Source organism: Rhizobium herbae, from assembly GCF_017873135.1.
In the GTDB taxonomy this organism is placed as follows: Bacteria; Pseudomonadota; Alphaproteobacteria; order Rhizobiales; family Rhizobiaceae; genus Pararhizobium; species Pararhizobium herbae.
Map to the genome: position 1 here is coordinate 333,657 of NZ_JAGGJV010000002.1, position 14,895 is coordinate 348,551.

Sequence of the window (14,895 nt, forward strand, 5' to 3'; positions counted from 1 at the left end):
TATCTAGCGGAACTCGAGCCTCGCCGCGCGTAAACATGTAAAGGAAAATGGCGGACAGAGCGGGATTCGAACCCGCGATACGCTCTCACGTATACACACTTTCCAGGCGTGCGCCTTCAACCACTCGGCCACCTGTCCGTTTTGTCAATCGCACCGGCGGTTGGGGCCGGTGGATCAGAGACAAGCGCTTGCTTTCTCCTGAAACCCGTTCGGCGGTGCCTAACCGGGTTGTCCGTCAAGTGAAAACCTGCGGACCGGCGCGATATATACCGATGAACTCGGTGGGATCAACTGATTTCTGACAGTTTTTTGACTTCTTGTGATGCGCGCCCGCGAAAGGGCGGCATTGCACTTCATCAGGCTTGTGCCTATTTCTTGCTATAGGTGGAGAAATGCGGTCTGGCCGCCGCGGATGCGGGCTGGTTTGGGGAGTGGCGGAATGCGATTTTTGCTGCGGTTTGCGAGTTTTATGGCGCTTGTCGCCGGTGTCTTGGTGGCGTCGGTGGATGCCATCCAGTCGGTCTCGGCGTCTCAACCGGTGCTGACACCGCTGGCAACGGCGCTTGCGGCCGGCGGTCCCTCGACGCAGTCTCTGGTGCAGACCCTGGAGACGCCGCATGCGAATGGCGCTTTTCTGGATCCGGTGGTCCGATGGTCGCTGCAGCAGCCTGCCTTTGCCTTCTTCCTGCTGATCGCGCTGGTGCTGTGGGTGATCGGCTACAAGCGGCCCTCGGTCGCGGGCCGGTTCTCCGCCTGAGCGACGGCGGCCTGTTGACATAGCTGTGCATCGTTTCCTGGAATGCGGCGTCTCTGCCGGCGCTTCGCGCAGCGCGCTTTTCATGGCGAAAAAGCCACAATGGCCGAAGAACCTTGGGTTTCCAGACATTTGCGCAATTGCAAAGATGAACGTTCTGATCTAGCTAAACTTGACTATTAAAAGCAAGTTTAAGATCGGCAGTCTTTGCCGGGATGCCGAGACAACGGATGACCTTCCAGCCGCGCATGAACAACAGGATTTCCGGCTTCTCCGTTATCGGCGGGCTGAACCGGCGCGAATGGAACGGCATCGTCGCCGATCTCTGGGATGTCGAATGCGCACCGTCCGCCGGCGGCTTCTACGTCGCCGATGATCCGCGGCTGTTCATCGTGCTCGATGCCAAAGGCGGCGGTCGGCGCAATATCCGGCTGCGCCAGACGCAGCAGGCCGTTGCCGAGGACAGCCGGCGGCAGGTCATTTCCTATATTCCGGCCGGCATGGAACTCTGGGCGGAAATGGTCGATGTCAATTATGTCCGCCATCTCGATCTGCATTTCAACGCCGATATCCTCAGCCGCCGGCTGATGGAAGACCTCGATCCCCGCAAGATGGAGCAGCCGCGGCTGATGTTCTCGGAGCCGCGTTTCCTGACGCTGGCCGAGTTGATCGCCGCCGAATGCGTCAATCCGCAGCCGCTGCACGACCTCTATGGCGACGGCCTGTCGGTGGCGCTGTTCGTCGATGTCATGCGGCTCGCGCCGGTCCGGACACGCAGGCGCAGCGAACTGGCATCGTGGCAGTTGCGCCGGTCGATCGATTATATCGAGGAGAATTGCCTGCGCGGCATCCGACTGGAGGAGCTGGCGACGCTGACAGGTTTGTCGCAGTCCTATTTCAGCCATGCCTTCAAGGCGTCCACCGGCCTGCCGCCGCATCAGTGGCAGATGAAGGCACGCATCGAGCGCGCCAAGCAGCTGATGCTCAAGGGTGAACTGCCGATGAGCGTGGTTGCCGCCGAGACGGGCTTTGCCGACCAGGCGCATTTCACCCGTGTCTTCCGCAAGACCGTCGGTGCGACACCGGCGACCTGGGCGAAAAGCCAGAGGGTCTGAGTGCGTCTGCCTTGCCTGTGTGCGATGCGGAATATGGACCAGAATCGTTCAATTACCGCAGTCAGAGACAATCCCCGCCCTGTGTAGTTGAGTTAAATACTCATCTTATTTTCATGGAAATACCGGATCGCGTGTCGCCGACGGGGGCGGAAACGCCCGGGTTCAAGCTGGGGTGACGAATTTATGCAGATCAAGGGGACTGGTCTCTACCGGATATTGATGGCGAGCGCGGCAGTTGCGGCCATCACGCTTCCGCAGGTGGCGCAAGCGCAGGATGCGACAACGGGCAATGCGACGGTGCTGGAGCGCCTGATCGTCGAAGGCGGCAAGGGTACGGACAAGGAAGCGACCGGACCTGTTGATGGCTATGTGGCAAAGGCCACCGGCACCGGTTCCAAGACAGCGACGCCGATTGCCGAAATTCCGCAGTCGGTTTCCGTTGTCGGGCGGGAAGAACTCGATGATCGCGGCGTCGTTACCAAGATCGACGAGGCGCTACGCTACACCGCCGGCGTATCGACCGAGCCCTTCGGCAGCGACCCGGATACCGACTGGTTCTACATCCGCGGTTTTGACGCCACCCAGACCGGCGCGTTCCTCGACGGTCTCAATCTCTTTTCCTATGGCTTCGGCGGTTTCCAGACCGACGCCTACATGCTGGAGCGCGTCGAGGTCCTTAAAGGTCCGGCTGCCGTTCTCTACGGTGGCTCGAACCCCGGCGGCATCGTCGACCTCGTGCGCAAGCGCCCGCAGGACGAGCCAGCCTATTCGACCGAGATCGGCATCAACAATTTCGGCAACGCCTTTTTCGGCTTCGATGCCAACGACAAGCTGAATGCGGACGGCACGCTCACTTACCGGATCACTGGCAAGGTGGCGGGCGGCAATAACTACAGTGACTATTCTGAAGACCTGCGTGGCTTCCTGATGCCGCAGATCACTTATGAGCCCGATGATGCGACCAGCTTGACGGTCTATGCCATCGCTTCCGCGCTCGATCAGACCCATGTCGGCAACGGCTTCCTGCCCTATGAGGGTACCGTGACTGATGGCCCCTTTGGTGGGAAGATAGATCGTGACTTCTTCTTCGGCGAACCGGATCACGACTACGGCCGCTACGACCAGCAGATGTTCGGCTACGAGTTCTCGCACGAGTTCGACAATGGCTGGAAGTTCTCTCAGAACCTGCGCTACAGCCATCTCGACAAGGCCGAGGAGCTTGTCTACCCCTATGCCTACACGGCGGACGGCAAGCTGGCACGCCTGGGCTTCAAGCATGACACCAGCGCCGATAGCTTTAATATCGACAATCGCGCCGAGAAGGAGTTCTCTACTGGTCCGCTCGACCATTCGCTGCTGCTCGGGCTCGACTACAAGAATTACAAGATCGACCAGACACAGGCATCCGCCTGGCCGGCGTCGGATCTCGACCCGGCGGACCCGGACTATGGAGCCGATCTTCCCGCCTATTCCACCTATCTTGATGCCGTCACCCGCCTGAAGCAGATCGGCGTCTACGCGCAGGACCAGATCCGGTTCGGCGACGGCTGGCTGGTCACGCTGAACGGCCGCTATGATTATGTCGATATCGACAACGATTCACGGCTTGCGACAGGATCATACTCTACCAACGATAGCGCGCTGAGCGGCCGTGCCGGCCTGGCCTACGAGTTCGATAATGGCCTGACACCCTATGTCTCCGTCGCAACCTTCTTCAATCCGCAGATCGGGACGCTTTCCGGAAGCGGCGGCGCGCTAGAGCCGGAAGAGGGCCATCAGATCGAGGGCGGCATCAAATACGAGCCGAGCTTCATCGACGGCGCGCTGACGGCTTCGGTCTACCAGATCGTCAAGCAGAGCGTCACGACGACCATCGCAGGCCCGCCGTCTTACCAGCAACAGATCGGTGAAGTCACATCGACCGGTTTCGAGCTTGAAGGCAAGGTCAATCTGAACCAGAACTGGAAGATGCTCGCCAGCTATACTTATAACGATCTGGAAATCACGGAAGATGGCGACCCATCGCTTATCGGCAACCGGCCTTATCTGATCCCGGAACATCAGGCCTCGTTGTGGCTCGAATATATGGTGACGGACGGTGCGCTCGAAGGCGTCAGCATCGGCGGCGGCCTGCGCTATCAGGGCGAATCCTTCGCCGACATGGCCAACACGGCCAAGGTTCCCGACGCGGTGGTTGCCGATGCCGCGATCCGCTACGAAAAGAACGGCTGGGGTGCTGCGCTCAACGTGACGAACCTGTTCGACAAGGAATACGTCAAGGGTTGCCAGGGCCTCTTCACCTGCGGTTACGGCGATCAGCGCACGATCACGCTGAAGCTCAGCAAGTCCTGGTGAATTCTCTGATTTTTACGAAAGGCCGCAGCGCAGAAAGCTCTGCGGCCTTCGTGTGATGCTTGTCCCCTAGAACGGAATTTGCTACCAAACAGGCTTATCGGGTTCGTCGTTCGACACCCTTGATTTCTTCGCACATCGTGTCGAAAAGCTCAAAATAGCGCCGCTCAAGATCTTCTCTGGCAAGAGAAAATCCCTGGATACATTTGAGAAGCGAAAGCTCGCGTGCGGCCTGCAGGCCTTTCTCCCGAAAGTGTTCATCGACTTCTTCGGCAGTGTCCAGGTCTCCTGCGTTTCTCATGCCGTAGTCGGCGACCCAGAGAGAGTAAAGCAACCGCTCCCATGCCTCTAGTGAAGCAAAGCCGGTGGCGGCTTCCTTTTCCAGTATCGTATGACCTGCCTCGATCACCCAGGTTTCGTTGTCTTCAGGGGGCATGCCAAATACCTTTTGCTACCTGCATCAGTTCCAAAATTTGTGCCGTTTGCGTACCGAAAGCAATGATTTTGCCGGTTTTTTGGGCGATTTACCTTTTTTTACCAATTGAAAAATTTTGAGTGAATTTTGATTTGAGGCATGCAAGGATGCGCCCCAACCAGTCATACCCTTGAACAGGGAGTGGTGGTTCCGCAGACATGCTCCCGAAAGAGGAGCTTGCGGGAGGACCCAATAAGATCAATAGCAACAACAGGGCTGCACAATGAAAAAAACCCTCCTCGGTCTCCTTGCCTTCTCGATGATGTCCGCCACGGCGCTTGCCGCCGATATCAAGCCGGCGATCATCTACGATCTGGGCGGCAAGTTCGACAAATCCTTCAATGAGGCGGCCTTCAACGGCGCCGAGAAGTTCAAGACGGAAACCGGCATCGAATATCGCGAATTCGAAATCGCCAACGATGCGCAGCGCGAGCAGGCGCTTCGCCGCTTTGCCGGCGACGGCAACAACCCGATTGTGATGGCCGGCTTTTCCTGGGCTGCGGCTCTCGAAAAGGTTTCCGTCGAATATCCGGATACCAAGTTCGCCATCATCGACATGGTCGTCGACAAGCCGAACGTGAAGTCGGTCGTCTTCAAGGAGCAGGAAGGCTCCTATCTCGTCGGCGTTCTGGCCGGCATGGCCTCCAAATCCAAGACCGTCAGCTTCATCGGCGGCATGGATATTCCGCTGATCCACAAGTTTGCCTGTGGTTATGTCGGCGGCGCGAAATCGACCGGCGCTGACGTCAAGGTGCTGGAAGCCTATACGGGCACCACGCCGGATGCCTGGAACGACCCGGTCAAGGGCGGCGAAATCGCCAAGTCGCAGTTCGACCAGGGCTCGGATGTCGTCTATCACGCTGCCGGCGGCACCGGCGTCGGCGTTCTCCAGGCTGCTGCAGATGCGGGCAAGCTCGGTATCGGCGTCGATTCGAACCAGAACGGCATGCAGCCGGGCAAGGTTCTGACCTCGATGCTGAAGCGCGTCGATGTGGCCGTCTATGACGCCTTCTCGTCCGCCAAGGACGACAAGTTCGCCGTCGGCATTTCCAATCTCGGCCTCAAGGAAGACGGCGTCGGCTATGCGCTCGACGACAACAACAAGGCCCTGATCACCCCGGAAATGCAGGCTGCCGTCGACAAGGCAAAGGCTGATATCATTGCCGGTACGGTTCAGGTTCACGACTACATGTCGGACGAAGCCTGCCCCTATTGATCGCTTGAGAGATTGAATAAAGAAGCCGCCGGTCCGAAAGAGCCGGCGGCTTTCATCTGGATGAACTCCGGACGCGATCGTTGTCAGTAGTGCGGCGGCCGGGTGATTGCCGGCGCATCGATACTCTGCTCCTCGAGGCTGAGGAACCGCTCCGTGAGGCGATCGAGCTTGGTGCGGACCTGCTCGACGACCGTCCACTGTTCCGCCAGCTGATCCGACAGTTCCTCGATGGTCTTTGCCTGGTGGGCGATCGTCTCTTCGAGCCGGGTGATGCGTTCTTCGCTCATGATTCTCTCCTGCGGCCGTGCTTTCGTTCTCCGCTTGCGCAGCCGTTTATCATATTGATTGTGATTATGCAGGCGCCGCGCCGCATTTCCGGTCGCGCACGCAACTCAACGAATATAAATCGCGCTGGACTCTCCTCAATGAACTGGGAAGAGTGGGCGGGCTTGCGATTTTTGGGCTTTCACGTCCGGATTTCGATGCTAAACTTATACCAATTGGTAAAAAAAATCGATGCCCGGGCTACCGCTGTCAAAGTGGAGAAAACCGGGTCGAGCTTCGGGGAACATGGGTCAATATGAGCGATATTGCCATCGAGTTGCGTGGCATCGACAAGAGCTTCGGCCTTGTTCATGCCAACAAGAATATCAACCTGACTGTCCGCAAGGGCACCATTCACGGCATCATCGGTGAAAACGGCGCCGGAAAATCGACGCTGATGTCGATCCTCTACGGGTTCTATCAGGCCGATAGCGGCGATATCGTCGTTGACGGCAGCAAGGTGACCATCAAGGACCCGAACGCGGCGATCGCCCACGGCATCGGCATGGTGCATCAGCATTTCATGCTGGTGGAGAATTTCACCGTGCTCGAAAATGTCATGCTGGGCGCCGAAGACAGCCAGATCCTCAACACCAGCATTTCCAAGGCTCGGGTCGAGCTGAAGCGGCTGGAGCGCGAATATGCGCTGGAGGTCGATCCGGATGCGCTGATCGAAGAGCTTCCGGTCGGCCTGCAGCAGCGGGTGGAAATCCTCAAGGCACTCTATCGCAAGGCCGATATCCTCATTCTCGACGAGCCGACGGGCGTGTTGACGCCGCCGGAGGCCGATCATCTGTTCCGCATCCTCGGCCAGCTGAAGGACCAGGGTAAGACAATCATCTTCATCACCCACAAGCTGCGCGAAATCATGGCGATCACCGACGAGGTCTCCGTCATGCGCCGCGGCGAGATGGTGGCAACGCGCAATACCAAGGAAACCTCCGTCGAGGAACTGGCCGAACTCATGGTTGGCCGCCGCGTCCTCCTGCGGGTCGACAAGGGCGAGGCCAATCCCGGGGCGGTGAAATTCTCGGTCAGAAACCTGACCGTTCGCGACGGGCGCGGCGTGACAATGGTCGATAACGTTTCCTTCGATATAAGGGCCGGCGAGATCGTCGGCATCGCCGGCGTTGCCGGCAATGGCCAGTCGGAACTGCTGGAGGCGATCTCCGGCATCCGCAAGGCCGTCTCCGGCACAGTTCTGCTGAACGGCGAACCGGTCGATGTGACTGGCCATGCCGATCCCGCCGCATTGCGCACACGCGGTCTCGCCCATGTCCCCGAAGACCGGCATCATGTCGGGCTCGTGCTGAAATTCGAGGAAAGCGAAAACGGCATTCTCGGCTATCATCGGGACAAACGCTATCTGAACGGCGTGTTCCTCAACACCAAGGCCATCCAGGCCGATGCCGAAGAGAAGATCAAGAAATACGACATCCGGCCGCCCAATCCGCGTTTGAAGACCGCCAATTTCTCCGGTGGCAACCAGCAGAAGATCGTGCTGGCGCGGGAAATGGAACGCGGTCCCGACGTGCTGATCATCGGCCAGCCGACGCGCGGCGTCGATGTCGGCGCTATCGAATTCATCCACAAGCGGATCATCGAGATGCGTGACCAGGGCAAGGCAGTCCTGCTTGTCTCCGTCGAACTCGATGAAATCCGCGCCCTTTCGGACCGCATCATCGTGATGTTTGCCGGCCGCGTCGTCGGCGAGCGGGATCCGGGTGCGACCGAAGGGGAACTCGGCCTGTTGATGGCGGGTGTCGAAGGCCGTAAGGAGGCCGCCGAATGAGCAATCCATACGCAAAATTGCCGGCCTGGGCCGAATACGGCCTGATCCCGCTGGTCAACCTCGTCGTCGCCTTCCTGGTGGCTGGTCTCGTCGTGCTGCTGGTCGGTGAAAACCCGCTGAATGCCGCCTATCACATGATCAACGGCGCCTTTGGCCGCGGCGAATATATCGGCTTCACGCTCTATTACGCCACCACCTTCATCTTCACTGGCCTTTCGGTTGCCGTCGCCTTCCATGCCGGTCTGTTCAATATCGGCAGCGAGGGGCAGGCCTATATCGGCGGCATCGGCGTGGCGCTCGCCTGTCTCTGGCTCGACAAGACCATGCCCTGGTTCATCGTCCTTCCGGTGGCGATCATCGGCTCGGCTGGTTTCGGCGCGCTCTGGGCCTTCCTGCCCGGCTGGCTGCAGGCCAAGCGCGGCAGCCATATCGTCATCACCACGATCATGTTCAATTTCATCGCTTCCAGCATCATGGTCTATCTTTTGACCAAGGTGATGAAGCCGCTCGGTTCGATGGCGACACAGACCCGTACCTTCGAGGCGGGCGGACAATTGCCGAAGCTGGACTGGCTGCTGTCGATCTTCGGGCTCAACGTCGGCAATGCGCCGTTCAACGTCTCCTTCCTTTTGGCGCTTGTGGCCGCCTTCGGCGTCTGGGTTCTGATCTGGCGCACGCGGTTCGGCTACGAGATGCGCACCATGGGCCACAGCCCGTCGGCAGCGCGTTATGCCGGCATCAGCGAAACCCGGATCACCATCATCGTCATGATGATCTCCGGTGGCCTTGCCGGCATGATGGCGCTGAACCCGATCATGGGTGAGCAGTTCCGCATGCAGCTGGATTTCGTGCAGGGCGCAGGCTTTGTCGGCATCGCCGTGGCGCTGATGGGGCGCTCGCATCCGGCCGGCATCATCCCGGCGGCGATCCTGTTCGGCATGCTCTACCAGGGCGGTGCCGAGATCGCCTTTGAAATGCCGTCGATCTCGCGGGACATGATCGTCATTATCCAAGGCCTCGTCATCCTGTTTGCCGGCGCACTTGAAAACATGTTCCGTCCGGCGATCGGACGGGCGTTTGCGGCTATCGGCAGCCGCGCGACAGCCGCCGCGCAGACACGGGGAGCCTGAGCCATGGACCTTTTCCACACCATCATTGCGCTCCTGGAATCCACCATTCGCGTCTCGGTACCGCTGATCTTCGCGGCGCTTGCCGGATTGTTCACCGAGCGGGCAGGGGTCTTCGACATCGGTCTCGAAGGCAAGATGCTGGGGGCAGCCTTTGCCGCCGGCGCGGTCGCCGCTGTCAGCGGCTCCGTCATGGCGGGGCTTCTGGCAGCGATTGTCATTTCCGTGCTTCTGGGTCTGGTGCATGGTTATGCGTCGATCACCCAGCGCGGCAGCCAGATCGTCTCCGGCGTTGCCATCAACTTCGTCGTTGCCGGTTCGACCGTCATTCTTGGCGAGGCCTGGTTCCGCCAGGGTGGCCGCACGCCGGCGCTTGCCGGTGACGCCCGCTTCCAGACGGTCACCTTTCCCTTCGCCGACGCGGTGAAGGACGTGCCGGTCCTTGGGCCGGTCTATTCCAGCCTTCTGTCCGGCCATTTCGTGCTGACCTACTTCGCCTTCGCCATGGTGCCGATCAGCTGGTGGATCCTCTATCGCACCCGTTTCGGCCTGCGTCTGCGGGCGGTCGGTGAAAATCCGGGCGCGGTGGATACCGCCGGCATCTCCGTGATCTGGCTGCGCTACCGCGCCGTCATCTGCGCCGGCATCCTCTGTGGTTTTGCCGGCGCCTATCTGTCGCTCGCCATGAACGCAGGCTTCGTCAAGGGTATGACGGCGGGCAAGGGCTATATCGCGCTGGCAGCCCTGATCTTTGCCAAATGGCGTCCGGTCAACATCATGCTGGCCTGCCTGCTGTTCGGCTTCCTCGATGCGCTGGCCATCCGCCTCCAGGGCAATCCGCTGCCGCTGATCGGCCAGGTGCCGGTGCAATTGATGCAGGCGCTGCCCTATATCCTGACCGTCGTTCTGCTTGCCGGCTTCATCGGCAAGGCGATCCCGCCGAAAGCCGGCGGCATACCCTATGTGAAGGAGCGTTGACCATGGAAAACGAGCTTTTCGAGGCGGCACGCGGGGCCATGGCGAAGGCGCATGCGCCCTATTCGAAATTCCCGGTGGGCGCCGCCATCCTTGCCGAGGACGGCAAGATCTATACCGGCGCCAATATCGAGAATCTGTCCTTTCCGGAAGGCTGGTGCGCCGAAACGACCGCGATCAGCCATATGGTCATGGCCGGCCAGAGCAAGATCGTCGAGGTGGCGGTCATCGCCGAGAAACTGGCACTCTGCCCGCCATGCGGCGGCTGTCGCCAGCGCCTTGCCGAATTTTCCGGCGCCAGTACCCGCATTTTCCTCTGCGACGAGACCGGCGTGAAAAAGACATTGTCCATGTCCGACTTGCTGCCGCATTCTTTCGAGACTGAGGTCTTCGGATGACCGCAGCCGCTGAGATGCTGAAGATCCGGCTTGCCGGGCTGTCGCCACGTTATGGCATCGTGCTCGGCTCGGGCCTGGGCTCTCTGGTCGAGGCGGTCGTGGATCCGGTGCGGATATCCTATGGTGATATTCCGGGCTTTCCTGTCAGCGCTGTTTCCGGCCATGCCGGCGAACTGGTCGCGGGGACGATCGGCGGCGTCCCGGTCATTGTCCTGTCGGGGCGTGTTCATTTCTACGAGCGCGGCGATGCCAATGCGATGCGCGGGCCGATCGAGGCGCTGAAGGCACTGGGTGTCGAAACCCTCATCCTCACCAATTCGGCCGGTTCGTTGCGCGAAGACCTGCCGCCGGGCTCGGTGATGCAGATCACAGATCATATCAATTTCTCCGGCGTAAGCCCCTTGATTGGTATCGACAGCGACGACCGCTTCGTCGGGCTGACATCGGCCTATGACGCAGAACTGGCCGAGCGCATGCGCGCAGCCGCGATCAAGCTGGATATCCCGCTCGGCTCCGGCGTCTACATGTGGTTCTCCGGTCCGAATTTCGAAACGCCGGCCGAAATCCGCATGGCCCGTATTCTCGGCGCCGATGCGGTGGGCATGTCGACGGTGCCCGAAGTCATTCTCGCCCGCTTCTTCGGCCTGAAGGTCGCGGCCGCCTCCGTGATCACCAATTATGGGGCGGGCATGACGGGCGGCGAACTCAGCCACCACGAGACCAAGGACATGGCACCGGTTGGCGGCAGGCGTCTGGCCTCCATTCTCAGCGAAATGATTTCGGCAAAAGCCTGACCGATCTTCCAGCCCGCGGGATCGTGCAGGACGGGTTTGCGTGATCGCCTCAAGCGTATAGAACAAGCTTTCGTGACCGGCTGCCGCGCCGGGTGCGATCATCGCGACAAGAAACGGACGGACCCCATGATGCTCGAAGCCTCCAATCGCCAGATCGCCGCGCTTGCGCTGTCACTGCTGGATTTGACCGACCTGACGGATGACTGCACGCCGGAAGCGATCGAAAAGCTCTGCGCCTCTGCCCGTACGCCGCATGGCCATACAGCCGCCATCTGCATCTGGCCGCGCTTCGTCGCCCAGGCGCGCGGCATTCTTGGCCCAAACAGTGCGGTGAAGATCGCAACCGTGGTCAATTTTCCTTCCGGGGATCTCCCGGTGGAGACGGTCGTCGCCGAAACCGAACAGGCGGTTTCCGACGGCGCCGACGAGATCGATCTGGTCATTCCCTATCGCGCCTTCATGGCCGGTGACGAGCAGGCGGTCCGCACGATGATTTCCGCGGTGCGGCAAGCCTGCCCGGCGCCTGTTCTGCTCAAGACTATTCTTGAGACAGGCGAGATGAAGGACCGCGACCTGATCCGAAGCGCCTCGCACATCGCCATCCAGGAAGGCGCCGATTTCATCAAGACTTCCACCGGCAAGGTTGCGGTGAACGCGACGCTGGAGGCCGCCGATATCATGCTGACCTGTATCCGCGAAAGCGGCCGCAAGGTCGGTTTCAAGCCGGCCGGCGGCGTGCGCACTGTCGGTGATGCCCGCCTGTATCTCAATCTCGCCGCCACGATCCACAGCCCGGACTGGCCGATGCCCTCGACTTTCCGCTTCGGCGCCTCCGGTCTTTTGACGGATATCCTTTCGGTGCTTGAAGGCCGCGAACCCGTCGCCGGCGCGACGGCCTATTGATGATCCCGCAAGAGGTCATCCGGCGGAAGCGGGACGGCGAAGCGCTCGAGAAGCCGGATATTGCCGCCTTCATCCGCGGTCTTGCCGATGGATCGATCTCCGAGGGGCAGGTGGCGGCCTTTGCGATGGCCGTCTGGTTCTCCGGCATGAGCCTGGATGAAACTGTAGCACTGACGCTTGCCATGCGCGACAGCGGCGATGTGCTCTCCTGGGCGGATATCGACCGCCCCGTCGCCGACAAGCATTCGACCGGCGGCGTCGGCGACAATGTCTCGCTGATGCTGGCGCCTCTTGTGGCAGCCTGCGGCCTTGCCGTGCCTATGATTTCAGGCAGAGGGCTTGGCCATACCGGCGGCACGCTCGACAAGCTGGAATCGATCCCCGGCTATGACATCAAGCCTTCTGAAGCGCTGTTCCGGCAGGTGGTGAGAGAGGCAGGCTGCGCCATCATCGGCCAGACCGCCGATCTCGCACCGGCCGACCGGCGGCTCTACGCCATCCGGGACGTGACGGCGACGGTCGATTCCATACCGCTGATCACGGCCTCTATCCTGTCCAAAAAGCTCGCAGCCGGGCTGCAATCGCTGGTGCTTGACGTCAAGATCGGCAACGGCGCCTTCATGATCGGGCTGGAAGAGGCCGAAACGCTCGCACGCTCGCTGGTCGGCGTCGCCAATGGTGCCGGCGTGAAGACCACGGCCCTGATCACCGACATGAACGAGCCCCTGGCAGATGCCGCCGGAAACGTCGTTGAAATTGAAAACTGCCTCGCCTTTCTGCGCGGGGAGAAAGCCGGATCCCGGCTTGAGGCGGTCGTCATGTCCTTTGCCGCCGAGATGCTGATGACGTCGGGTATTGCGGCCAGCCCCACCGAAGGCACGGATCTTGCCCGCCGTGCCCTTGAGACTGGTGCGGCGCTGGAACGCTTCAGCCGGATGGTCCACCTCCTTGGCGGTCCCCATGATTTCGCGGAGCGTCCGCAAACCTATCTGGTCAACGCGCCTATTGTCCTTGCCGTCGAAGCACTAGAGGACGGTTTCCTTCAGAGCTGCAATGCGCGTGACGTCGGCATGGAAGTCATTGCACTTGGCGGCGGGCGCACACGTCCCGACGAAGCGATCGATCACCGCGTCGGGTTCAGCGGCCTGAAACCGCTCGGCACGAAGCTCGAAAAAGGCGAACCCTTCGCGTTCGTCCACGCGGCGAGTGCTGATCAGGCCGAGGCGTCACGAGCGCGGCTTTTGGAGATTTACACTATCGGTAACGAAGCGCCGCCTGAACGTCCCGTGATCGTGTCCAAGATCAGCGGGCCCAAGATCAGCGGGTAAGATGCAGCGCGCCGTTTTCGACCCGGTAGGACGAAAGCTTGTTGAGAAAACTCATGCCGACCAGCATGCCGGACAGGGACTTGTCCGGAAGCACCATGGCATCCACCTCTTTCACGGAAATGGTGCCGATCTCGACGCGATCAAGCATGACATGCGCCGCCTTGACGACGCCGTTGGCGGTGCCGACCTGAGCGTCGAAGACCAGCGATCCCGTTGAAATGCCAAGCCGTCTTGCAGTCGAAACATTGATCGCGATCACGCTGGCGCCGGTATCCACCAGGCCATTTTCCTTACGGCCGTTGATGGTGAACGTGCCGAAGAAGTGCCCGCCGGCGCTTGCCTCGAGCAGCACGCCACGACCGCCGGCATATTTTGCCGGGCTCGCCTGCGCAGGCTTTGTTTGGGACTGGTCCGTCGCTGGGCGATCAAGATAGGACGTAGCAAGACCCGGCAGAAACATGGCGGCGAGGACCATGCCTCCGGCAAAGACGGCCAAACGTAAAAGCATCTCTCATATCCCGCGATGTCGAAAACAGCGCCTAGCTAAGCATGAAGCCCGCTAACAGGATGCAAAAAGCCGCCGGATTTTCCGGCGGCAGACGGTTCAAGTGGAAATCTGGTTAAGGAATTGGGACTATTCCGACCGTCCCGGGTAACCGGTATCGGGACCTACTTGGTCCCGTACATGCGGTCGCCGGCGTCGCCAAGGCCCGGAACGATATAGCCGTGTTCGTTGAGATGGCTATCGATCGAGGCGGTGTAGATCGGCACGTCCGGATGGGCAGCCTGGAAATTGCGGATGCCCTCGGGAGCAGCGAGAAGGCAGAGGAAGCGCAATTTCGTCGCGCCGCGTTCCTTCAGCTTGTCGATGGCGGCGATTGAAGAATTGCCGGTCGCAAGCATCGGATCGACAACAATGACGAGGCGTTCCGACAGGCTTTCCGGCGCCTTGAAGTAATATTCGACGGCCTCCAGCGTTTCATGGTCGCGGTAGACGCCGACATGCGAGACGCGCGCGGAGGGCACCAGTTCCAGCATGCCTTCAAGCAGACCATTGCCGGCACGAAGAATCGAGGCGAACACCAGCTTCTTGCCTTCGAGCACCGGCGCCTGGATGGTCTGCATCGGCGTCTCGATGGTCTCCATCGTCAGTTCGAGATCGCGGGTGACCTCGTAGCAGAGCAGGGTGGAAATCTCGCGCAGCAGGCGGCGGAAGCCCGCTGTCGAGGTCTCCTTCTTGCGCATGATGGTCAACTTGTGCTGAACAAGCGGATGATTGATGACTGTAACGCCGTCCATGGCCAAGCCCTCCTGCGGAAACCGGAATTCAATTCCTTTTTTC

15 protein-coding genes and 1 tRNA gene are annotated in these 14,895 nt (G+C 60.4%); 11 read left to right on the forward strand and 5 right to left on the reverse strand.

Features of this window, described 5'->3' with window-relative positions:
- Positions 1-48 precede the first annotated feature (48 nt).
- Positions 49-138: transfer RNA gene (locus J2Z75_RS06855), tRNA-Ser, on the reverse strand.
- A 301-nt stretch (positions 139-439) separates the two neighbouring features.
- Here J2Z75_RS06855 and J2Z75_RS06860 point away from each other — a divergent pair.
- The 3 genes from J2Z75_RS06860 (at position 440) to J2Z75_RS06870 (ending at position 4,224) form a co-directional block, all read left to right on the forward strand.
- A complete protein-coding gene (locus J2Z75_RS06860; protein WP_209849644.1) occupies positions 440-757 on the forward strand; it encodes a hypothetical protein in 318 nt (105 codons plus the stop codon).
- A 227-nt stretch (positions 758-984) separates the two neighbouring features.
- Positions 985-1,869 (forward strand): helix-turn-helix domain-containing protein, encoded by an 885-nt coding sequence (locus tag J2Z75_RS06865; protein WP_209849648.1) that lies wholly within the window; start codon positions 985-987, stop codon positions 1,867-1,869.
- Positions 1,870-2,052: 183 nt separating this feature from the next.
- Entirely contained in the window at positions 2,053-4,224 is a 2,172-nt protein-coding gene (locus tag J2Z75_RS06870) for a TonB-dependent siderophore receptor (RefSeq protein ID WP_209849651.1), read from the forward strand.
- 94 nt (positions 4,225-4,318) lie between these two features.
- On the opposite strand, the gene J2Z75_RS06875 is transcribed toward J2Z75_RS06870, so the two are convergent.
- The gene (locus tag J2Z75_RS06875; RefSeq protein ID WP_209849654.1) at positions 4,319-4,657 is read right to left on the reverse strand and encodes a hypothetical protein; all 339 of its coding nucleotides are present in this window, start codon (positions 4,655-4,657) and stop codon (positions 4,319-4,321) included.
- Between the two features lie 262 nt (positions 4,658-4,919).
- Between J2Z75_RS06875 and J2Z75_RS06880 the strand changes: the two genes are divergently transcribed.
- Complete coding sequence (locus J2Z75_RS06880; protein WP_209849657.1) at positions 4,920-5,912, forward strand: BMP family lipoprotein; 993 nt, start codon at positions 4,920-4,922, stop codon at positions 5,910-5,912.
- Between the two features lie 83 nt (positions 5,913-5,995).
- On the opposite strand, the gene J2Z75_RS06885 is transcribed toward J2Z75_RS06880, so the two are convergent.
- Positions 5,996-6,199, reverse strand: coding sequence for a SlyX family protein (locus J2Z75_RS06885; RefSeq protein ID WP_209849660.1), 204 nt, complete (start codon positions 6,197-6,199; stop codon positions 5,996-5,998).
- 293 nt (positions 6,200-6,492) lie between these two features.
- On the opposite strand from J2Z75_RS06885, the gene J2Z75_RS06890 reads away from it, so the two are divergent.
- From J2Z75_RS06890 to deoA, 7 genes are all read left to right on the forward strand, one after another.
- A complete protein-coding gene (locus tag J2Z75_RS06890) occupies positions 6,493-8,028 on the forward strand; it encodes an ABC transporter ATP-binding protein (RefSeq protein ID WP_209849663.1) in 1,536 nt (511 codons plus the stop codon).
- Positions 8,025-9,158 (forward strand): ABC transporter permease, encoded by a 1,134-nt coding sequence (locus J2Z75_RS06895; RefSeq protein ID WP_209849665.1) that lies wholly within the window; start codon positions 8,025-8,027, stop codon positions 9,156-9,158. Before J2Z75_RS06890 ends, J2Z75_RS06895 begins: the two co-directional genes overlap by 4 nt.
- A gap of 3 nt (positions 9,159-9,161) precedes the next feature.
- Positions 9,162-10,133, forward strand: a complete 972-nt coding sequence (locus J2Z75_RS06900) for an ABC transporter permease (protein ID WP_209849667.1) — start codon at positions 9,162-9,164, stop codon at positions 10,131-10,133.
- A 2-nt stretch (positions 10,134-10,135) separates the two neighbouring features.
- Positions 10,136-10,528: a cytidine deaminase gene (locus J2Z75_RS06905; RefSeq protein WP_209849669.1), complete on the forward strand. Its 393-nt coding sequence runs from the start codon at positions 10,136-10,138 to the stop codon at positions 10,526-10,528.
- Complete coding sequence (locus J2Z75_RS06910) at positions 10,525-11,322, forward strand: purine-nucleoside phosphorylase (RefSeq protein WP_209849670.1); 798 nt, start codon at positions 10,525-10,527, stop codon at positions 11,320-11,322. Before J2Z75_RS06905 ends, J2Z75_RS06910 begins: the two co-directional genes overlap by 4 nt.
- A 129-nt stretch (positions 11,323-11,451) precedes the next feature.
- Positions 11,452-12,225, forward strand: coding sequence for a deoxyribose-phosphate aldolase (gene deoC, locus J2Z75_RS06915; protein ID WP_209850656.1), 774 nt, complete (start codon positions 11,452-11,454; stop codon positions 12,223-12,225).
- Complete coding sequence (gene deoA / locus J2Z75_RS06920; RefSeq protein WP_209849671.1) at positions 12,225-13,553, forward strand: thymidine phosphorylase; 1,329 nt, start codon at positions 12,225-12,227, stop codon at positions 13,551-13,553. Before deoC ends, deoA begins: the two co-directional genes overlap by 1 nt.
- On the opposite strand, the gene J2Z75_RS06925 is transcribed toward deoA, so the two are convergent.
- Positions 13,543-14,061, reverse strand: coding sequence for a TIGR02281 family clan AA aspartic protease (locus J2Z75_RS06925; RefSeq protein ID WP_209849672.1), 519 nt, complete (start codon positions 14,059-14,061; stop codon positions 13,543-13,545). The two genes, deoA and J2Z75_RS06925, sit on opposite strands and share 11 nt — an antisense overlap.
- Before the next feature lie 161 nt (positions 14,062-14,222).
- Positions 14,223-14,852: a uracil phosphoribosyltransferase gene (gene upp / locus J2Z75_RS06930; RefSeq protein WP_209849674.1), complete on the reverse strand. Its 630-nt coding sequence runs from the start codon at positions 14,850-14,852 to the stop codon at positions 14,223-14,225.
- Between the last annotated feature and the right edge of the window lie 43 nt (positions 14,853-14,895).

What these genes read in the sequence shown, in the direction of transcription:
- J2Z75_RS06860 (WP_209849644.1), top strand. Translation starts at nt 440, where the DNA reads ATGCGATTTTTGCTGCGGTTTGCGAGTTTTATGGCGCTTGTCGCCGGT.
- J2Z75_RS06865 (WP_209849648.1), top strand. Translation starts at nt 985, where the DNA reads ATGACCTTCCAGCCGCGCATGAACAACAGGATTTCCGGCTTCTCCGTT.
- J2Z75_RS06870 (WP_209849651.1), top strand. Translation starts at nt 2,053, where the DNA reads ATGCAGATCAAGGGGACTGGTCTCTACCGGATATTGATGGCGAGCGCG.
- J2Z75_RS06875 (WP_209849654.1), bottom strand. Translation starts at nt 4,657, where the DNA reads ATGCCCCCTGAAGACAACGAAACCTGGGTGATCGAGGCAGGTCATACG.
- J2Z75_RS06880 (WP_209849657.1), top strand. Translation starts at nt 4,920, where the DNA reads ATGAAAAAAACCCTCCTCGGTCTCCTTGCCTTCTCGATGATGTCCGCC.
- J2Z75_RS06885 (WP_209849660.1), bottom strand. Translation starts at nt 6,199, where the DNA reads ATGAGCGAAGAACGCATCACCCGGCTCGAAGAGACGATCGCCCACCAG.
- J2Z75_RS06890 (WP_209849663.1), top strand. Translation starts at nt 6,493, where the DNA reads ATGAGCGATATTGCCATCGAGTTGCGTGGCATCGACAAGAGCTTCGGC.
- J2Z75_RS06895 (WP_209849665.1), top strand. Translation starts at nt 8,025, where the DNA reads ATGAGCAATCCATACGCAAAATTGCCGGCCTGGGCCGAATACGGCCTG.
- J2Z75_RS06900 (WP_209849667.1), top strand. Translation starts at nt 9,162, where the DNA reads ATGGACCTTTTCCACACCATCATTGCGCTCCTGGAATCCACCATTCGC.
- J2Z75_RS06905 (WP_209849669.1), top strand. Translation starts at nt 10,136, where the DNA reads ATGGAAAACGAGCTTTTCGAGGCGGCACGCGGGGCCATGGCGAAGGCG.
- J2Z75_RS06910 (WP_209849670.1), top strand. Translation starts at nt 10,525, where the DNA reads ATGACCGCAGCCGCTGAGATGCTGAAGATCCGGCTTGCCGGGCTGTCG.
- deoC (WP_209850656.1), top strand. Translation starts at nt 11,452, where the DNA reads ATGCTCGAAGCCTCCAATCGCCAGATCGCCGCGCTTGCGCTGTCACTG.
- deoA (WP_209849671.1), top strand. Translation starts at nt 12,225, where the DNA reads ATGATCCCGCAAGAGGTCATCCGGCGGAAGCGGGACGGCGAAGCGCTC.
- J2Z75_RS06925 (WP_209849672.1), bottom strand. Translation starts at nt 14,061, where the DNA reads ATGCTTTTACGTTTGGCCGTCTTTGCCGGAGGCATGGTCCTCGCCGCC.
- upp (WP_209849674.1), bottom strand. Translation starts at nt 14,852, where the DNA reads ATGGACGGCGTTACAGTCATCAATCATCCGCTTGTTCAGCACAAGTTG.